At 34.6% G+C, this 17,485-nt stretch carries 13 protein-coding genes; 6 read left to right on the top strand and 7 right to left on the bottom strand.

Features of this window, described 5'->3' with window-relative positions:
• Nucleotides 1-84: 84 nt before the first annotated feature.
• The 3 genes from NLM59_RS11140 to NLM59_RS11130 form a co-directional block, all read right to left on the bottom strand.
• The gene (locus tag NLM59_RS11140; protein WP_304417860.1) at nt 85-465 is read right to left on the bottom strand and encodes a rhodanese-like domain-containing protein; all 381 of its coding nucleotides are present in this window, start codon (nt 463-465) and stop codon (nt 85-87) included.
• Nucleotide 466: 1 nt separating this feature from the next.
• The gene (locus tag NLM59_RS11135; protein WP_304417859.1) at nt 467-1,882 is read right to left on the bottom strand and encodes an MBL fold metallo-hydrolase; all 1,416 of its coding nucleotides are present in this window, start codon (nt 1,880-1,882) and stop codon (nt 467-469) included.
• Between the two features lie 67 nt (nt 1,883-1,949).
• Entirely contained in the window at nt 1,950-2,582 is a 633-nt protein-coding gene (locus tag NLM59_RS11130) for a Crp/Fnr family transcriptional regulator (RefSeq protein WP_304417858.1), read from the bottom strand.
• A 215-nt stretch (nt 2,583-2,797) separates the two neighbouring features.
• On the opposite strand from NLM59_RS11130, the gene uvrB reads away from it, so the two are divergent.
• Nucleotides 2,798-4,798 carry an excinuclease ABC subunit UvrB gene (gene uvrB, locus NLM59_RS11125; RefSeq protein ID WP_304417857.1) on the top strand — a complete coding sequence of 667 codons (2,001 nt, stop codon included), beginning with the start codon at nt 2,798-2,800 and terminating at the stop codon, nt 4,796-4,798.
• Nucleotides 4,799-4,812: 14 nt separating this feature from the next.
• Here the strand turns inward: uvrB and NLM59_RS11120 are convergent, their stop codons facing one another.
• Nucleotides 4,813-5,445, bottom strand: a complete 633-nt coding sequence (locus NLM59_RS11120) for a trimeric intracellular cation channel family protein (RefSeq protein ID WP_304417856.1) — start codon at nt 5,443-5,445, stop codon at nt 4,813-4,815.
• 172 nt (nt 5,446-5,617) lie between these two features.
• On the opposite strand from NLM59_RS11120, the gene NLM59_RS11115 reads away from it, so the two are divergent.
• On the top strand, nt 5,618-5,986 hold the full coding sequence (locus NLM59_RS11115; protein ID WP_304417855.1) for a thioredoxin family protein: 369 nt from the start codon (nt 5,618-5,620) through the stop codon (nt 5,984-5,986).
• 94 nt (nt 5,987-6,080) lie between these two features.
• Here the strand turns inward: NLM59_RS11115 and NLM59_RS11110 are convergent, their stop codons facing one another.
• Nucleotides 6,081-8,744: a 4-alpha-glucanotransferase gene (locus tag NLM59_RS11110; protein WP_304417854.1), complete on the bottom strand. Its 2,664-nt coding sequence runs from the start codon at nt 8,742-8,744 to the stop codon at nt 6,081-6,083.
• Between the two features lie 203 nt (nt 8,745-8,947).
• Between NLM59_RS11110 and NLM59_RS11105 the strand changes: the two genes are divergently transcribed.
• Genes NLM59_RS11105 through ribB form a run of 4 tightly spaced genes read left to right on the top strand, consistent with a single transcriptional unit; the run spans nt 8,948 to nt 14,698 of the window.
• Nucleotides 8,948-11,440: an FtsK/SpoIIIE family DNA translocase gene (locus NLM59_RS11105; RefSeq protein WP_304417853.1), complete on the top strand. Its 2,493-nt coding sequence runs from the start codon at nt 8,948-8,950 to the stop codon at nt 11,438-11,440.
• A gap of 15 nt (nt 11,441-11,455) precedes the next feature.
• Nucleotides 11,456-12,100 carry a LolA family protein gene (locus tag NLM59_RS11100; RefSeq protein ID WP_304417852.1) on the top strand — a complete coding sequence of 215 codons (645 nt, stop codon included), beginning with the start codon at nt 11,456-11,458 and terminating at the stop codon, nt 12,098-12,100.
• A gap of 8 nt (nt 12,101-12,108) precedes the next feature.
• Nucleotides 12,109-13,569 (top strand): LptF/LptG family permease, encoded by a 1,461-nt coding sequence (locus tag NLM59_RS11095; RefSeq protein WP_304417851.1) that lies wholly within the window; start codon nt 12,109-12,111, stop codon nt 13,567-13,569.
• A gap of 7 nt (nt 13,570-13,576) precedes the next feature.
• Complete coding sequence (ribB, locus tag NLM59_RS11090; protein ID WP_304417850.1) at nt 13,577-14,698, top strand: 3,4-dihydroxy-2-butanone-4-phosphate synthase; 1,122 nt, start codon at nt 13,577-13,579, stop codon at nt 14,696-14,698.
• 320 nt (nt 14,699-15,018) lie between these two features.
• On the opposite strand, the gene NLM59_RS11085 is transcribed toward ribB, so the two are convergent.
• Together NLM59_RS11085 and NLM59_RS11080 are read right to left on the bottom strand one after the other, a co-directional pair.
• Nucleotides 15,019-15,387 (bottom strand): hypothetical protein, encoded by a 369-nt coding sequence (locus NLM59_RS11085; protein ID WP_304417849.1) that lies wholly within the window; start codon nt 15,385-15,387, stop codon nt 15,019-15,021.
• A gap of 153 nt (nt 15,388-15,540) precedes the next feature.
• A complete protein-coding gene (locus tag NLM59_RS11080; protein WP_304417848.1) occupies nt 15,541-16,761 on the bottom strand; it encodes an NADH:flavin oxidoreductase in 1,221 nt (406 codons plus the stop codon).
• Between the last annotated feature and the right edge of the window lie 724 nt (nt 16,762-17,485).

Genomic DNA, 17,485 nt, shown 5'->3' with positions numbered 1-17,485 from the left:
ATGGCTTAATCTCCTTTAATTAAACTAAAAAATGTCCTCTGAAATAAATCAAAGGACATTTAGTTCTAAATTAAAATATTAATCTTAATGTTTTTCACTCCAAGCATTATATCCACCATCTAAATCTTTGATAGTTTCAAAACCTTCTTCTTCTAGAATTTCAGCAGCCTTTTGACTTCTCTTCCCCGAGCGACAATAAACATACACTGGCTTAGATTTATCTAGTTTTTGAATTTGTTGTTTAAATTCATCTGTTTTTAAGACATCAATATTAGTGGCATCACCTATATAACCTTCTTCATATTCTTCTGCCGTTCTTACATCAAGCAATTGAATATCGTCAGATTGAATTTCTTGTTCGAATTGTTCTACTGAAAGAACATCGCCTACTTCGTTTTGAGCTTGTACTTCTTGCTTACAACTTAGGGCAAACAAAAAAGTTAGTATAATTATAATATTTTTCATCTTATTTAGGTTCTCCTGTTAATGGACAAATTTCTTTGGTAACAATACCTGTCTGTGCAATATCCTTAAATCCACCTGCTATATCGATTAAGTTATGGTATCCACGGCTCTTCAAAATAGAAGCAGCAATCATAGACCTATAACCTCCTTGACAGTGAATATAGAAAGTTTTCTCTTTAGGAAATTGAGCTAAATGATCATTTAAGTTAGAAAGTGGTGTGTGTTCAGCTTTTTCAACGTGTTGAGAAGTGAACTCTCCATCTTTTCTAACATCAAAAACTGGAATATCCTCTGATTTATAGATTTCAGCAAACTCTTCAGCATTGATAGAAGTTACCGTATCGGTTTCTTTACCAGCTTCTTTCCAAGCATTAAATCCTCCTTTCAAGAATCCTAGAACATTATCAAAACCAACTCTCGCTAATCTTGTAACAGCTTCCTCTTCTTGACCTTCTTCGGTAACTAATAAAATCGGCTGTTTTACATCTTTAATTAAAGCTCCAACCCAAGGTGCAAATTGCCCTTTCAATCCAATAAAAATAGATTTTGGAATATGACCTTCTGAATAAGTTTTTTGATTTCTAACATCTAAAACTAAGGCCTCATTCTGATTGGCAACTAATTCAAATTCTTCTGGTGATAAAGCTTTTAAACCTCTTTCTTTAACTTCATCAAAATCATCGTAACCAGATTTATTCATCTGTACATTCATCGGGAAATAAGCTGGTGGTTCAGCAATTCCATCCAATACAGCCTCAATAAACTCTTCCTTGGTCATATCCGCTCTCAAAGCATAGTTGGTAGCTTTTTGATTCCCTAAAGTATCAACGGTTTCTTTACTCATGTTTTTACCACAAGCCGAACCAGCACCGTGACCAGGATAAACTGTAATGTCATCAGCTAAAGGCATGATTCTATTTCTTAAACTATCATATAAAATACCTGCTAGCATTTCAGATGTTAATTCGTTTCCTTTTTGAGCTAAATCAGGACGTCCAACATCTCCTAAGAATAAAGTATCTCCTGAGAAAATTGCTACATCTTTCCCGTTCTCATCTCTTAATAGATAAGTGGTACTTTCCATGGTGTGTCCTGGCGTGTGTAAGGCTACAATCGTAACATTTCCAACCTTAAACTCTTGATTATCCTCTGCAACAATTACATCATAATTTGGTTCTGCTGTTGGACCATACACGATAGGTGCATTTGTTTTCTTAGACAAACTTAGATGTCCACTCACGAAGTCTGCGTGAAAGTGAGTTTCAAAAATGTATTTAAGTTTTACATTATCCTTTTCTAATTTATCTAAATAAGGTTGTACTTCTCTTAATGGATCTATAATCGCAGCTTCTCCATTAGAAGTAATATAATAAGCCCCTTGTGCTAAACAACCCGTATATATTTGTTCTATATTCATATTAAAGTTTTTACAAATTTAGTATTAATCTAAGCCTTGTATCGTAATCTAAGTTACAATTGACTTTCTAGAAATCTAATAGTTTAATTTGATTTCTACCAATTTCTATTTTTCCTTGATTTTCTAATTTCTTAAGTAATCGAGAGATAACTACCCTAGACGAATTAAGATGACTTGCTAATTCTTGGTGGGTAACAATAATGTTGGTATCACCCGAAACCATGGCTTTGTCTTTTAAGAATTGATAAACCCTTTGATCTAATTGTTGAAAAGCCATTGCGTCAACAACATCTAAAAGTTCATTGACTCTCTCGAAATAGCTTTGCATAACAAATGCTCTCCATTCATCATACTTAACCATCCATTCATCAAGTTTTTGAATCGGAATCATTACTAATTTAACATCGGTCTCAGCCTCGGCTCTCACTTCACTTTGCTTGCTTCCCATGCAGCAGTTTAATGTAAAAGCACAAGTATCACCTCTTTCTAAAAAATAAAGCAATAACTCTTGTCCATTTTCATTTTCCCTTAAGATACGAATGGCACCATCTAATAATAGCGGTAAATGTTTAAAAGTCACACCATAGTCCATGATTTCCTCGCCAGCTTTAAACTCACGATAAACTCCTAATTCTTCAATCTCCTGTAAGAGTTCTGGACTAAATAAGTAGCCATATTGGGCTTTTAGCAATTCATTCATAGTTGTAAAATTATCAAATTTGAATGAATACCTAGTTATAATAAGGGAATATTAAGATAGCCTTAAGACTTATTCTCACTTAAACTCACTCAAGAATCATTTAAAAAATTCGATTCATCATAAATCCCATGGCTTTATTCTTAAATAATAGCTAAATTCTAGCTTTCATGACCTTATATTAAGGTATAGGCGTTTGAAATATTTATCTTTGCAAAATGCAATTTAAGCTTAAATCTGACTATAAACCCACAGGTGATCAACCACAAGCCATTAAGGAATTAACCCGAGGTTTGAATCAAGGTGATCCGTACCAAACTTTATTAGGTGTTACGGGATCGGGTAAAACATTTACGGTAGCCAATGTGATTACCGAAGTTCAAAAACCAACCCTTGTTTTAGCGCACAATAAAACTTTGGCGGCTCAGCTATATATGGAGTTTCAAGAGTTTTTCCCCGACAATGCGGTTGAATATTTTGTTTCATACTATGATTACTATCAACCAGAAGCGTTTATTCCAACTTCGGGAACCTATATCGAAAAGGATTTATCCATTAACGAGGAGATTGAAAAGTTAAGATTAAGTACAACCTCTTCTCTTCTATCAGGAAGACGAGATATTTTGGTGGTAGCATCTGTTTCATGTTTATATGGTATTGGTAATCCAACCGAGTTTCATAAAAACGTAATTAATATTGAGAAAGGCCAAAGAATTGCTCGAACTCACTTCTTACATAATTTGGTAAATGCCTTGTACTCTAGAAGTGCTGTAGACTTTGGTCGTGGTAATTTTAGGGTTCTTGGAGACGTTGTTGAAATATTTCCAGCTTACGCAGACGATGGAATTAGAGTTCATTTCTTTGGAGATGAAATCGAAGAAATTGAGTCCTTTTCTGTAGGAAGCGGAAATAGAATTTCCAGTTTTGATAAGATGAATGTTTATCCTGCGAACATCTTCGTTACTTCTCCTGACACGATGAAAGGTGCAATTCATCAGATTCAAATTGACTTAGGAAAACAAGTTGAATACTTCCAGGATATCGGTAAGAGTCTAGAAGCTAAAAGGCTGAAAGAAAGAACTGAATTCGATGTGGAGATGATGAAAGAGTTAGGCTATTGCTCTGGAATTGAGAATTATTCTCGATATCTAGATGGCCGACTACCAGGTACACGTCCATTCTGTTTGTTGGATTATTTCCCAGATGATTATTTAATGGTAATCGATGAGTCTCACGTTACGATTCCACAAGTTCATGCAATGTATGGTGGAGATAGAAGTCGTAAGGAGAATTTGGTGGATTATGGTTTTAGATTACCGGCTGCCATGGACAATAGACCATTAAAGTTTGAGGAATTTGAAGCTTTACAAAATCAAGTAATATATGTTTCTGCAACACCGGCTAATTATGAATTAGAAAAATCCGAAGGTGTTGTGGTAGAGCAAATTATTCGTCCAACAGGATTATTAGATCCACCGATTGAAATCCGTCCTTCTTTAAATCAAATGGATGATTTGATGGAAGAAATTCAAAAGCGTGCTGAAATTGATGAGCGTGTCCTTGTTACGACTTTAACCAAAAGAATGGCTGAAGAGTTGACTAAGTTCCTGACGCGCTATGGTGTAAGAACTCAATATATTCACTCTGATGTGGATACTTTGGATCGTGTTCAAATCATGGAAGATTTAAGAATCGGGAAATTTGATGTTTTGGTGGGTGTAAACTTATTGAGAGAAGGTTTAGACTTGCCTGAAGTTTCTTTGGTGGCTATTTTAGATGCGGATAAAGAAGGATTTTTGAGAAGCCATAGATCTCTTACACAAACATCTGGTAGAGCTGCGAGAAACGTAAATGGACGTGTAATTATGTATGCAGATAAGATTACTGACTCTATGCAAAAGACCATTGACGAAACTGAGCGTAGACGAGAAATTCAAATTCAATATAATACAGATCACAACAAGAAACCAGAGCCATTAGTGAAGAAGATTAATCGAATTAAGCGCGAGGCTGACTTCGAGAAAAATCCATATGTTCAGAAATCGGCGGTTATTATGGCAGCATCAGAGCGTCCTGAATATGGTGATGATGTAGATATTGAAAAGTTAATTGAGCAAAAAACAAAAGCCATGGAAAAGGCTGCTAAAGATTTAGATTTTATTCAAGCAGCTGCTTTACGAGACGAAATTAAAGCCTTAAAAGAACAAGTCGAATCTTAAACTAAGCTTTAAAATTAATTAAGATAAAATTTAGGAATGTGAAGCCTGTATTTCACTGCTATACTTCTGATTAAAATAATAATCAGGATAGTAGAAATTTGCACTAATTGCGATGAGAACCCAGGAATGTAAGTCATGATAATAAATGCTGTACCACCTATAATACAGGCAGTTGCATAAATTTCTTTTCTTAATAATAGTGGAATACGATTGATAAGAATATCTCTTAAAACTCCACCAAAACAACCTGTTATAGTTCCTAGAGTTAGACAAATAACTGGATGATGTCCAAATTCTAATCCTTTTTGAACTCCAATAATTGTGAATAGTCCAAGTCCAATGGAGTCGAAAATAAATAACGTATTCTTGTACTTTTTCTCCACCGACCTAAAAATCATAGAGAATATAGCAGTAACAAAAATCACCGTACAGATAAGCATATCGTGCATCCAAAAAACAGGAGCACCCAACAACAAATCACGAATGGTACCTCCTCCAACGGCCGTGGCAAAGGCAATAATTAATACACCAAAAGGATCTAACTTATATTGCATCGCTGCAAAAGCCCCAGACATAGCAAAAGCAATCGTTCCAATTACCTCAATGAGAAGGGAGAAATTTTCGTGAAATAAGAATGTTGCAAACATAAATATGGTTGAGATCACAAATATGAGAATGTTTTGGGAAATTTAGCAATTTCTCAGAGATGAGTTTAAACATGATTTATCGAAGACCTTTATATAGGCTTGAATTGATTATCTGCACAAACTTTGGGGATAAATAATCTAATAATCTTATTTTTACAAAAATTGATATTATATGTTCAACTTATTTTCATCGAAAAAGAAAGTAAAACCAACTGAAATTACAGATTCCAACTTCAATGATTTGGTTTTTAATTCAGACGAACCAGTTGTTTTAGACTTTTACGCAACTTGGTGTCAACCTTGTCATGTAATGGTTTCTCTGATTAATCGCTTGGTCAAGGAAGAAGATGTACAAGGAAAAGCACTTATTGCCAAGGTTGATATTGATGCAAATCCTGCCCTAGCAAAACATTTTGAAATTAAATCTGTTCCAACGCTTTTATATATTTATAAAAACAAGGTTTATGAAAGACAAGCTGGTTTGATTCCTTATCCTTTATTAAAAGATAAAGTTTTAAAGTTTTCAGAAGACGTTAAGTAAATATTTTTAACCAACTTCATTAAACATCTATAAATAAAAGAAGGCTCAGAGTTATAAAAACTTTGAGCCTTTTGTAATAAACTAAATTTACAGTTTATCCTCTTCCCGCGTTTGCGTGGCGGTCTTTTAACATATTTGTAAACTCTTTGTGATTAATTAAATCAGAAATATTCACATGCATGCGATATCTCCAATAATGTGGGAAAACAGCCGGAACATTTATTCGCTCAATTTCCTCATTTGGATTTCTAAGTTCTGAATGCATTCCCAAGAACTCTTGCAATGGAATTACAGACAACAAAGCAGGCGAATATAAATGCTGATCAACAATAATCGAAAGCAATTCCTCTGATAATTCTTCAGGAGCAGCTCCTTTTTTACCCATCATAGTATTATAAAAATACTGTGTAGCTTCTCTATCCTCTTTCCACCACTGGCGCAGTGTAGATGTATCATGTGAAGATGGAGAAACTACCGACAAATATGGTGCGTGATGCGGATTAGAGAACTTCAGTTCTTCGTCTGAAGGCATTCTCTGTACTTGTAATGACATAATCGCTAAATCATTCATCACTTGAGGAACAACCTTAGGAACCATCCCTAAATCTTCTCCACAAGTCAACATATTAGTAGCTTGTTTTAAAGCAGGAAGCTTCTCTAGACCTTTAGCTTTCCAGAATTGTTCTTGACGATTATAGAAATAATCTAAGTACAAGGCATATAATTTATCCTGGGTATCTTTTGGCAACCATTTGAAATTATTGGTTTCATTTATGCCATACCTCGGATGTAATCTTACTTCATCGGCATCTTCTTTAATAAACAATACATTCGCTGCTAATTCCAACAAACGCTCTAAATGTCCGTGATCTGCAGCTAAAGTATTTTTAATTTTTCGCTGTGTATTGTATTCTTCTTTGAACTTTAATTCACCAAGATCGTTTTTAAAATCAAAATAAGTATGTACTACTTCTTCTGTTTCCGAACCAAAATACAATCTGATCAAATCATAATGCAAATAAGGTTCAACCAAACGTTCAAGGTCTAAGTGAATTCCACGAAAGTTTAATTCATCTAAACTAATAGGTAATGCTGGTTCAAAACGACCTAAAATACCTTGAGTTGCGCTTAAAGGAATTTGCCAAATTCTAAAGAAACCAAGAATATGATCTATCCTAAAGGCATCAAAATACCTTGACATAAATTGGAATCTACTTTTCCACCAAGCAAAATCATCTTCCTTCATGCGAGGCCAATTATAGGTAGGGAATTCCCAATTCTGACCTAATACAGCAAAGTCATCTGGCGGAGCTCCGGCTTGTTGATCCATGTGAAATAACTCTGGATTCCACCATGCATCTACACTATGGCGATAGATTCCGATAGGTAAATCTCCTTTTAAGGTTAAATTTAAATTATGTAATTCATCTACAGCTTTAGATAACTGCTCGTGCAATTGCCATTGTACAAAAACGTAGAACATAACAGCGTCTAAGTCCTTGCTCTTAGCACCAAACATTCTTGTTAAAGTAGCTTTAGAACTTTTTGAATTCGATTTCCATTGAGTGAAATCTGCTGTTTTGTTTTTATCTCTTAATACCGAAAAGGCAGCGTAAGGCTTCACCCATTCTTCATTATCTTTCAAGAAAGCTTTAAAGGATTTATCTCCTAAAATAGCTTCTTTATTTTCTTTAAAGTATTTCTTTAAAAATTTAGTTTTGAAATTGTTGACCAACTCATAATCAACATTATCATGCTGATTTAATTCCTTGGCTTTGGCTTCAATTTCTTTTAATTCTTTGGCTGATAACTTAAATTTAAGTGCATTTAAGTTCAAATACATCGGGTGCAATGCATAAACCGAAATTGCTGCATATGGATAAGAGTCTGTCCAGTCAAATTTAGCTGTTGTATCATGAATTGGTAAGATTTGAACCATAGAAAATCCAGCTTCTTTAGCCCATTTCCCGAATTCAATTAAGTCCAAAAACTCTCCAACACCTAAGCCTCTTTCAGACCTTAACGAAAACACAGGAACCGCAATTCCACTTCCTCTCCATTTTTTATGCTGAGGTTGTCTAAATCCTGTATCATGTTGAATGATAAATTCGTCATCATTAGAGGGTAAACCTATTCTATTTTCTCCTTCTTCAAAATATTTTAGAATATTTGTTTCTGGATTAACTACTAAGTATTTATAAGAAAACTGATGATTTACTTGAGCTAAATCAAGGTTAACAGACCATTTCCCTTTACCATCCCAATGCATAGGAATGGCATTTTCTTCGTTCCAACTTCCTAATTCCCCAATGCTTCCTAATAAATACACAGATTCGTTAGGATGTAGTGGTCTAAAAGAAATATTGAATTGATGGGTATGTTTTTTACTTACTTTTTGCTCAGTGACAGGAATGTCAACACCAATATGCTCAAAAAATTCAGTATTCAAATTAAATTCAGGCAGGTTGGGATAATTCCAAGCATCTTTTAAAATATAACTATCCTTAGAACCCAATGCAGAAAAACTACGTTTAGACCATTCCTCGGTGATGCTCTGGTCACGATCATCTTTTATGAAATATAAATATTCAAAATCCTTAGACTTTATTTTCATATCTACCGACCATTGGGCAAAATGAGAATAACTTAGGGCTATCGCCTTGTCTTTGTCCCAGTTGCCAAGTTCCTTACAACTTCCGGTAATGAATATATTTTGTCCAACGACACTATTAAAAGTAACTTTAAATTTTAACTTCACGATATACAATAATTATTTAAGCAATATCTTTAAAAAAAGAATAAAAACCTATGTTTTGAAAAGAAAATTGCATTTAAAAACTCAAATTTAAACTTCTTATCACAAATACACTTTTTAAATAAATTCAAACCAACATAATCCTTTAAATCTTTTTTCACCTACCACTTTTAATTTCTTATTTTTGCAGGAATATACACTATTGAATGGCGAAGAAAACTAAAGATACACCTCAACCTAAAATTACAATAAACTGGGCCATGGTAAGAATGGTTACAGGTATCATCTTTGTTTTTACAGGTGTGGTAATGTTTTTATCTTTTATCTCACACCTTATAAACTGGAAAGAAGATCAAAGTCAAATAGGTACATGGAACGACGAAACTTTTGAAGTTAATAACATATTTGGAAAATTAGGTGCTTGGCTAGGTGACATGTTTATCTATAAAGGTTTGGGTGCTTCAGCAATATTAATTTCTTTATGGTTAGTATTAGTTGGGGTTTTAATTATTTTCAAACTTAAAAAGTTCAAAATATTAACCACAACACTTAATATGTTGTTCTTCCTGATTTGGATGCCATTATTCTTTAGCTTCACCTTTCCAGAACATGATAACTTTGGGGGTAGAATGGGATTTGTGTTAAAGAAGTACTTAATGGACTTGGTAGATTCTTTAGGAATCATCTTAATTTTAGCATTTTCTTTCTTGTTATTTGCTGTGCTGGAATGGAGAATTACACCAGAAAAAATTGCCAACAAGATAAAAGAAGACCGTTTAGCTAAAGATTTACGTAGAGAGAAGAAAGAAGCTAAAAAACAAGAACTTAAGAAAGAAAAAGAATCTGCTAAGAAAGAGCTTATTGAAGAAGATTCACAAGAAGAAATTGCAGCAGAAACTCCGATACCTGCAGCTACTCCTAAGAAGGCTTTTGATACAACAACATCTGATGACGAATTAGAGCCATTCAAGGTTTCGGCAAGTTCTCAGAAAAAAGAAAAACCAAAATCTAGCCCAACGTCTCAACCTAAAGAGGAAAAGAAACAGGAAGTTGTTTTTGAGCCTGAAATTAAAGAAATCATTATTGAACCTCATAAAGAAGGTGATGTTGCTTTAACGGTTGAAACTACAAAAGAAGAGGCTGTAACCGATGGTAGTGTTAGTAATCAATTGGTAGAGAAATTTGGTGAGTTTGATCCAACTTTAGAACTATCAAAATACAAGTTCCCAACCCTAGATTTACTGAGAGAATACGAAGGTGGAAACGATGTATCTATTGACCAAGTTGAATTAGAATCGAATAAGGATAAAATCGTTGATACTTTGGGTAACTATGGTATTAACATCGATTCGATTAAAGCGACTATCGGGCCAACAGTTACTTTATATGAAATTGTACCCGAGGCGGGGGTAAGAATTTCTAAGATTAAAAACTTAGAAGATGATATTGCCCTAAGTTTAAGTGCTTTAGGTATTAGAATTATTGCGCCTATTCCAGGGAAAGGAACGATTGGAATTGAGGTTCCGAATTCTAACCCAACAATGGTGAGTATGCGTTCGGTGATTTCATCTCAGAAGTTTCAGACTTCTAAAATGGAGTTGCCTATTGCTTTTGGTAAGACTATTTCTAATGAAACCTTGGTCGTTGACTTAGCAAAAATGCCTCACATGTTGATGGCAGGTGCTACCGGGCAAGGTAAATCGGTAGGATTAAATGCTATCATTACTTCTTTATTATATAAGAAACATCCCGCTGAGTTGAAGTTTGTGATGGTCGATCCTAAGAAAGTAGAGTTAGCTCTTTACAACAAGATTGAAAGACATTTCTTAGCTAAACTTCCAGATTCAGAGGATGCGATTATTACCGATAACCAAAAAGTAATTCATACACTGAACTCTCTTTGTATTGAAATGGACGATCGTTATGACTTATTAAAAGATGCCTACGTTCGTAACATTAAAGAATATAACGAGAAATTTAAAGCTAGAAAGCTGAGTCCAGAAAACGGACATAGATTTATGCCTTATATCGTATTGGTGGTGGATGAGTTCGCGGATTTAATCATGACTGCAGGTAAGGAAGTAGAACAACCTATAGCTCGTCTTGCACAATTAGCGCGTGCGGTGGGAATTCACTTAATCATCGCTACACAACGTCCATCTGTGAACGTAATTACAGGTATTATAAAAGCAAACTTCCCAGCGAGAGTTGCCTTTAGAGTAACCTCCAAAGTGGATTCAAGAACAATTTTAGATTCAGGTGGAGCGGATCAGTTGATTGGTAAAGGAGATATGCTTTATACAACTGGAAATGATTTGGTTCGTATTCAGTGTGCTTTTGTGGACACTCCTGAAGTAGATGAGATAGCAGATTACATCGGTAGTCAAAAAGGTTATCCAGATGCTTATATGCTTCCAGAGTATGAAGGAGAAGACGGCGGAAGTGGTGACCCATTGGATGTTGATCCAAATGACAGAGATTCATTATTTAATGATGCGGCGAGAATTGTCGTTGCGTCACAATCAGGTTCGGCTTCTCTCCTACAACGAAAATTAAAAATTGGGTATAATCGCGCTGGTAGAATTATTGACCAATTAGAGGCTAACGGTATCGTTGGAAACTTTGAGGGAAGTAAGGCGCGTGACGTACTGGTAAAGGATGAAGTGAGTTTGGAACAAATATTGAATAATGAGGCATAGATTAAATTTAAAATCATGAAAAAATTAATTTATACACTTTTTGCAGTATTGCTAATTACACCAATATTTGCACAAAATAGTTCAGAAGCTAAAAGTCTTTTAGATCAAGTTTCAGCGAATTACCAAACTAAATCTAGTATGTATCTTAAGTTTAGCAGTGTCTTAGAAAACACACAAGCTAAAACCAAAGATTCTTATAATGGCGAGGTTTACATAAAAGGAAACCAATATAACCTATCGGTTCCTAAAATGGACATTAAGCAGATTTATGATGGTAAAAAATTATATACCATTGCTACAGATCAACAAGAAGTAACTGTAACTTCTCCAGAAGCAAATAGCGACGAGTTGTTCACCCCTACCCGAGTGTTGGAAATGTACAAAAAAGGATATACGCTTTCTATGGATCAAACCAAGAAAGTAAATGGTAGAAATGTTACTTTTGTTAAGCTAGTTCCAACAAATAAAGCTAGCATCAAACATATTTTGGTAGGAATTGATAAGTCAAACAATGAGTTGGTACAATTGGTTGAAACCAACACCAACAATACCACTACAACGATTACCGTTGAGAAACAATTGAATGATATTATTGTTCCTAAATCATTATTGAGTTTTAACAAAGCTTTCTATAAAGACTTTTATATCTCAGAAATCTAATAATCTATATGCTTAAGAAGCTTGATTGGTATACGATCAAAACCTATTTTGGTCCTTTCATATTTATATTCAGCGTACTGTTCTTTATTTTTATGGTACAATTTGCTTGGCAAGAAATGGAAAAGTTTGCCGGTAAAGGATTGGATATGGTCACCATCTTCGAGCTTCTATTCTATCTAGGTCTTTCGGTGGTTCAATTGGTAATGCCCTTGACCATCTTATTAGCCGCGATTATGACTTTTGGTGGGTTTGGAGAGCGATATGAGCTCGCTGCCATGAAGTCTACGGGGATTTCCTTAGGTAGAATTATGCTGCCGTTGTTTATTATGGTTTCGCTACTATCAGTGGGATTATATTACTTCTCTGATTATGTAGTACCCAAATCGCAGCAGAAAGCAAGAAACATGTTAATTAACATTGCAAGGACAAAACCTGCAGTGAATTTTGAACCAGGAGTTTTCGTAATGGGAATCCCTGGTTTTTCTATGAAAGTTGGTGATAAGTCGGGTGATGACGGACAATTCGTAGAAGATGTTTTTATTCATAAAGATGTAAACGCCTTCGAAAATCAACAAACCATTGTTGCCAGTAGAGGAATATTTGAACCTGCAGAGGATCAACGTTTTTTAAGACTTTCTCTTTTTGAAGGTTATTTTTATGAAGACGAAATTCATAATAAATCTCGCGAAGTTCTAAAAAGACAACCCTTTAGACAGATTAAATTTGATACCATGGTGCAGTACATTGATGTGTCTGCCTTGGTAGAAAAAGCGATTGAAGATGAAAAGGTAACCGATCATTATAAATTCATGAACTCTAAGGATTTGGTGAATAGGATTGATACCTTAAAAATGAATGATTCGATCACCTATGTTAAGATGTTTGATGAAAGATATCAGACTCTTCTTCCTAGATATTATATGCTAGATTCAGTGAGTCAACACCAAACTGAAGCTATTCCCCTACCCAATCTAGAAGAAGTAAAAGAGGAAGACAGAATTAGTATTTATAAATCTGCAATTGCTGAAGTAGAAAGAGATAAAACCTTCTACAATGCTACTAAGTCAGAGATTTCAGGTAGAAACAAAAACAATGCTCGACATGTTTTGGTTTTGGTGCGAAACTATTCCAATGCACTGATGTGTATCGCCTTCTTTTTAATTGGAGCTCCATTAGGGGCAATCATTCGAAAAGGTGGTGTGGGAATGCCTGTGGTTGTAGCGATTATTATATTTATCTTATTCTACTTGGTATATATGTACACAGAGAATTTAGCTAAAAACGGAGAACTAGACCCGTATTGGGCATCTTGGTCTCCCGTCATCGTATTCTTCCCTATGGGATTGTATTTTACTTATAAAGCAATGACCGATTCAGATATCTTCGATATTGAGTCATATATTAAACCATTCCGAAAGCTTTTTGCTATCTTTGGAACCAAGAAAAAAGAACATGCCAGATACCAATAATTTGATCATGAATGATATTAAATTAGATAGCATTTCCGAGGCTATTGAAGAAATTAAGAAAGGAAAAATGGTCATTGTCGTGGATGATGAAGACAGAGAAAATGAAGGAGATTTTGTGGTTTCTGCTGAATTAATTACGCCAGAGATAATCAATTTTATGTCTATTCACGGTCGTGGATTGCATTGTGCTCCCCTACCAGAAGATAGATGCGAGGAATTAGAACTACATCCTATGGTAGGTAAAAACACCGATCCTAAGGAAACAGCCTTTACGGTTTCTGTAGATTTATTAGGGCATGGAGTAACTACCGGAATTTCTGCAGCAGATAGAGCGAAAACAGTTCAAGCTTTAATGGATCCTAATACAACGCCAGGTCAATTAGGTCGTCCGGGGCATGTATTCCCACTGAGAGCTAAAAAAGGAGGTGTATTACGTCGTCCAGGTCATACTGAGGCTGCTGTTGACTTAACGGTCTTAGCCGGTCTTAAACCAGGTGGTGTGATTGTAGAAATCATGAACGAAGATGGTACGATGGCAAGACTTCCTCAATTAAGAGAAATTGCAGATAAGTTTGATTTAAAGTTGGTTACTATCCAAGATTTAATCGCTTATCGATTGCAACATGAATCATTGATTGAGCGAATTGAGGAGTTTCCGATTAAAACTTTCTTTGGGGATTATCAATTAATCACCTTTAGGCAAAAAACCAATGAGCAGATTCACTTTGCTTTGGTTAAAGGAGAATGGAGCGAAGAAGAAGCTGTGCCGGTTCGTGTGAAATCTACCAACTCTTATTATGATTTATTTTCTTCACTACAATTTGGTGAAACACCACTATTGAAGCGAATTACTGAGATTATAGATGAGGAAGGAAAGGGAGCTATTGTTTTTATTAACAATATTGTAAGTTCGGATTTAATTCAAGCGAAGGTGAATCAATTTAAAGACTTTCAAACCGGAGATCAACAAACTCCATTGCTTAAACCAGATTCGTTAGATTATGGTACTGGAGCTCAAATCATTAAAGATTTAGGTATTACCAATATTAAATTAATCACACAATCTCCAAACAAAAAACGTTCGTTGAGTGGTTATGATCTAGAGATTGTAGATTATATTAAAATCTAATACAAGTCGCTTTTAAAAATATCAAAGCCGCTTTAGTTTCAACTAAAACGGCTTTATTTTTATCTTAAGTATTATTATGAAATCCTATGAATATAATTGCGACAAGTGATATTAAAGTCAAGTAGATTGAAGTCTATAAACAAGCAAGGATCTTGGATTAAGCACGAAGGCTACGCAATATTTTCATGCATTATCGTAAACAGTTTTTTTGGTTATAGTTTATTACCTTTTACTTTTCCATAATCTAGAAACTCCAAAACTTCTAATTGAGAAATTTGTTATCATCACCAATGTTCAAGATAGCGGTTTTAAGAATGCTTTTATATTTTTATTTTTTTCAATATTTTTTCTAGTCGCGAATCCAAGTCAAAAATGAACAGAGAAATTAGCGTATAAATTAACACTACATAAAATGGCAGAAAGAAAATAGTATTTATTGTTATAGCCTTTTCATAATTTTCATACCCTACTAAATCTGAAATCATCATAAAGTAAATAAGGTGATGAACTATTACTAATGGATAGCTAAACATAATATTTAAAAATAATATCATTGCTAAGGCAAAAATTCCAAGAAAAATTAAAATTCCATCAGGGGGTGCGAAGATTATTATTTGAATTAAATAACCAAGGTATACTGAAATGAATACTAATAATTCAAATCTCTCTTTAAATTTATCCAGCGTCATGATTAAAATTTTTCAATCCCCAATTTAATAAAATCCGAATTTCGATTTAGCATTTATTTTATTATTTAACCAATACTCATGATTTGGATAAAATAAAGAATATGCGTGTAAACCATCCTATTCATAGATCTAACTTAGCTTAACAATTCATGTCTATATCGCCTCTTTAGAAGATGTCGCATAGTCTTTGGTAAATACACAATTTGTGGTGGTAAATACGCTAAACATACATTTGTTGCAATGAATACATCTTCCCTCCAATTGAGATTTAGTTTTTAGTTTATTTACTAAATCCGGTTCTCGTAACAAGGCTCTACCCATGGCCACAAAAGAAAACCCATACCCCATTGCTCGTTCCATATGCGCATAATCGTTAATTCCACCGAGTAAAATTAATTGAGCACTCTTTATAATAGGTTGAAATTGTCTCGCCGACTCTAACATATATAAATCTTCGTATGGATACTCCCCTAGCATCATTTTACCAAATAATTTGACGCCCAACTTGAATATGCCTTTTTGGGTTGATGCCATACCGTCTATATCTGTTTCACCTCGGAAAAGATACATCTGATTGTACACCGAAGAGCCCATTGTTAACTCAAACGCATCCACAGCTCCAGTTTCATCAAGAATTTTCGCACATTGAGTAGATTCATCTAGCCAAATAGAACCTTTTATCCCATCATCCATAGAGATTTTAACGATAATGGCTAAGCGATCCTGAACACGTTCTTTAACAGCAAGAAGAATTTCTTTTGCAAAACGTGTACGGTTTTCAAGTGAACCTCCATACTCATCTTTTCGCTTGTTAATCCAAGGACTAAAGAAAGCAGAAACAAGATATAAATGACCAAAATGAAGTTCTATCGCATCAAACCCAGCATCGGCAGCTACTTCTGCAGCATCTGCAAATTGTCTTATGACTGTCTGCATTTCCTCTTTCGTGATTTCTCTACAAAGTTGAAAACTCGTAGGATTCCTAAAACGTGAAGGGGCTACAGGTTGCACTCCCGTTATCTTCTTATGAGCCACAGGTCCTGCATGACCTAATTGAGCTGAAGCTTTTCCTCCTGCTTCGTGCATAGCTCGGGTAAACTTCTTGAGACCAGGAATATTTTCACGAATCATCAAAATTTCTCCCGGCGCAGCAAATCCTTCAGGCGAAATAGCACAATAAGCTAAAGTAGTCATTCCCGTTCCACCTTCAATAAAACCACGATGAAAGTCAATAAGAGCTTGAGTTACTTTTCCTTTAGGGCTTCTCCCCTCACTCGTTGCTGCTTTTATGACGCGATTTGGCAAGGTGATAGGCCCCAATTGTGTAGGTGAAAAGACATCTGGTACTACATTTCGTTCTGTTTGATTATTCATTGGAATATTTTTAATGATGTATAGAAAAGAATTTAGATGATAGATGCAAAAAAAAGAATTGCAAACACACCTGAAATTGAATGAACGTAACATTTACGCTTTATTCAAATTTAACAAAATCTACCTACTACCACAAGATATTAGAATTAAATATCCTTATCTTATTATAATATTTGTTTCAAGAAAAAAGTTGATAATTAGAATCACCGAAGCATGCAAACAGCTTTTATAACTCTAAATCAAAAAATTCTATTTCTTATCATTTGAATTGCTTTATTCATTATTTGTTATTATTTCATAGGTATGAATGAATCTCCTATCGTCGATTTCAGAAATTGTATTTTATAAGTTTCTGCTAAGATATATTCAACTCACATTTCCAACTCCACAAGTCTTTGAGCAATCCTACTATGTTTAGGTAAGTTCTGAAAGCATTTACAAAAAATCTTATGGGATGAAGTAGATTCTATTAAATTGGGAAAATGTTCGACCCCATCGGGGTCGGATTACTTATCATCGATTGTTTTATAATTATTTGAATCCTTCGGATTCATGTTTAGCTACTTTAGTTAATTATAGGGCGTCGATTGTCTATTTTAATTACTTCATTAATCCCGAAGGGATTAAATATTTATAAATTCCATTATTCGTAATGGTTTTACGACCCCGTCGGGGTCGAATATACTTTTCACATATTATCATTGCTATAGACATTTGAATCCTT

Origin of the sequence: Profundicola chukchiensis (genome assembly GCF_029664245.1) — a bacterium.
GTDB lineage: Bacteria > Bacteroidota > Bacteroidia > Flavobacteriales > Weeksellaceae > Profundicola > Profundicola chukchiensis.
The sequence above is the reverse complement of the archived record's forward strand: the minus strand, read 5'-3'. Positions and strand labels throughout refer to the sequence as shown.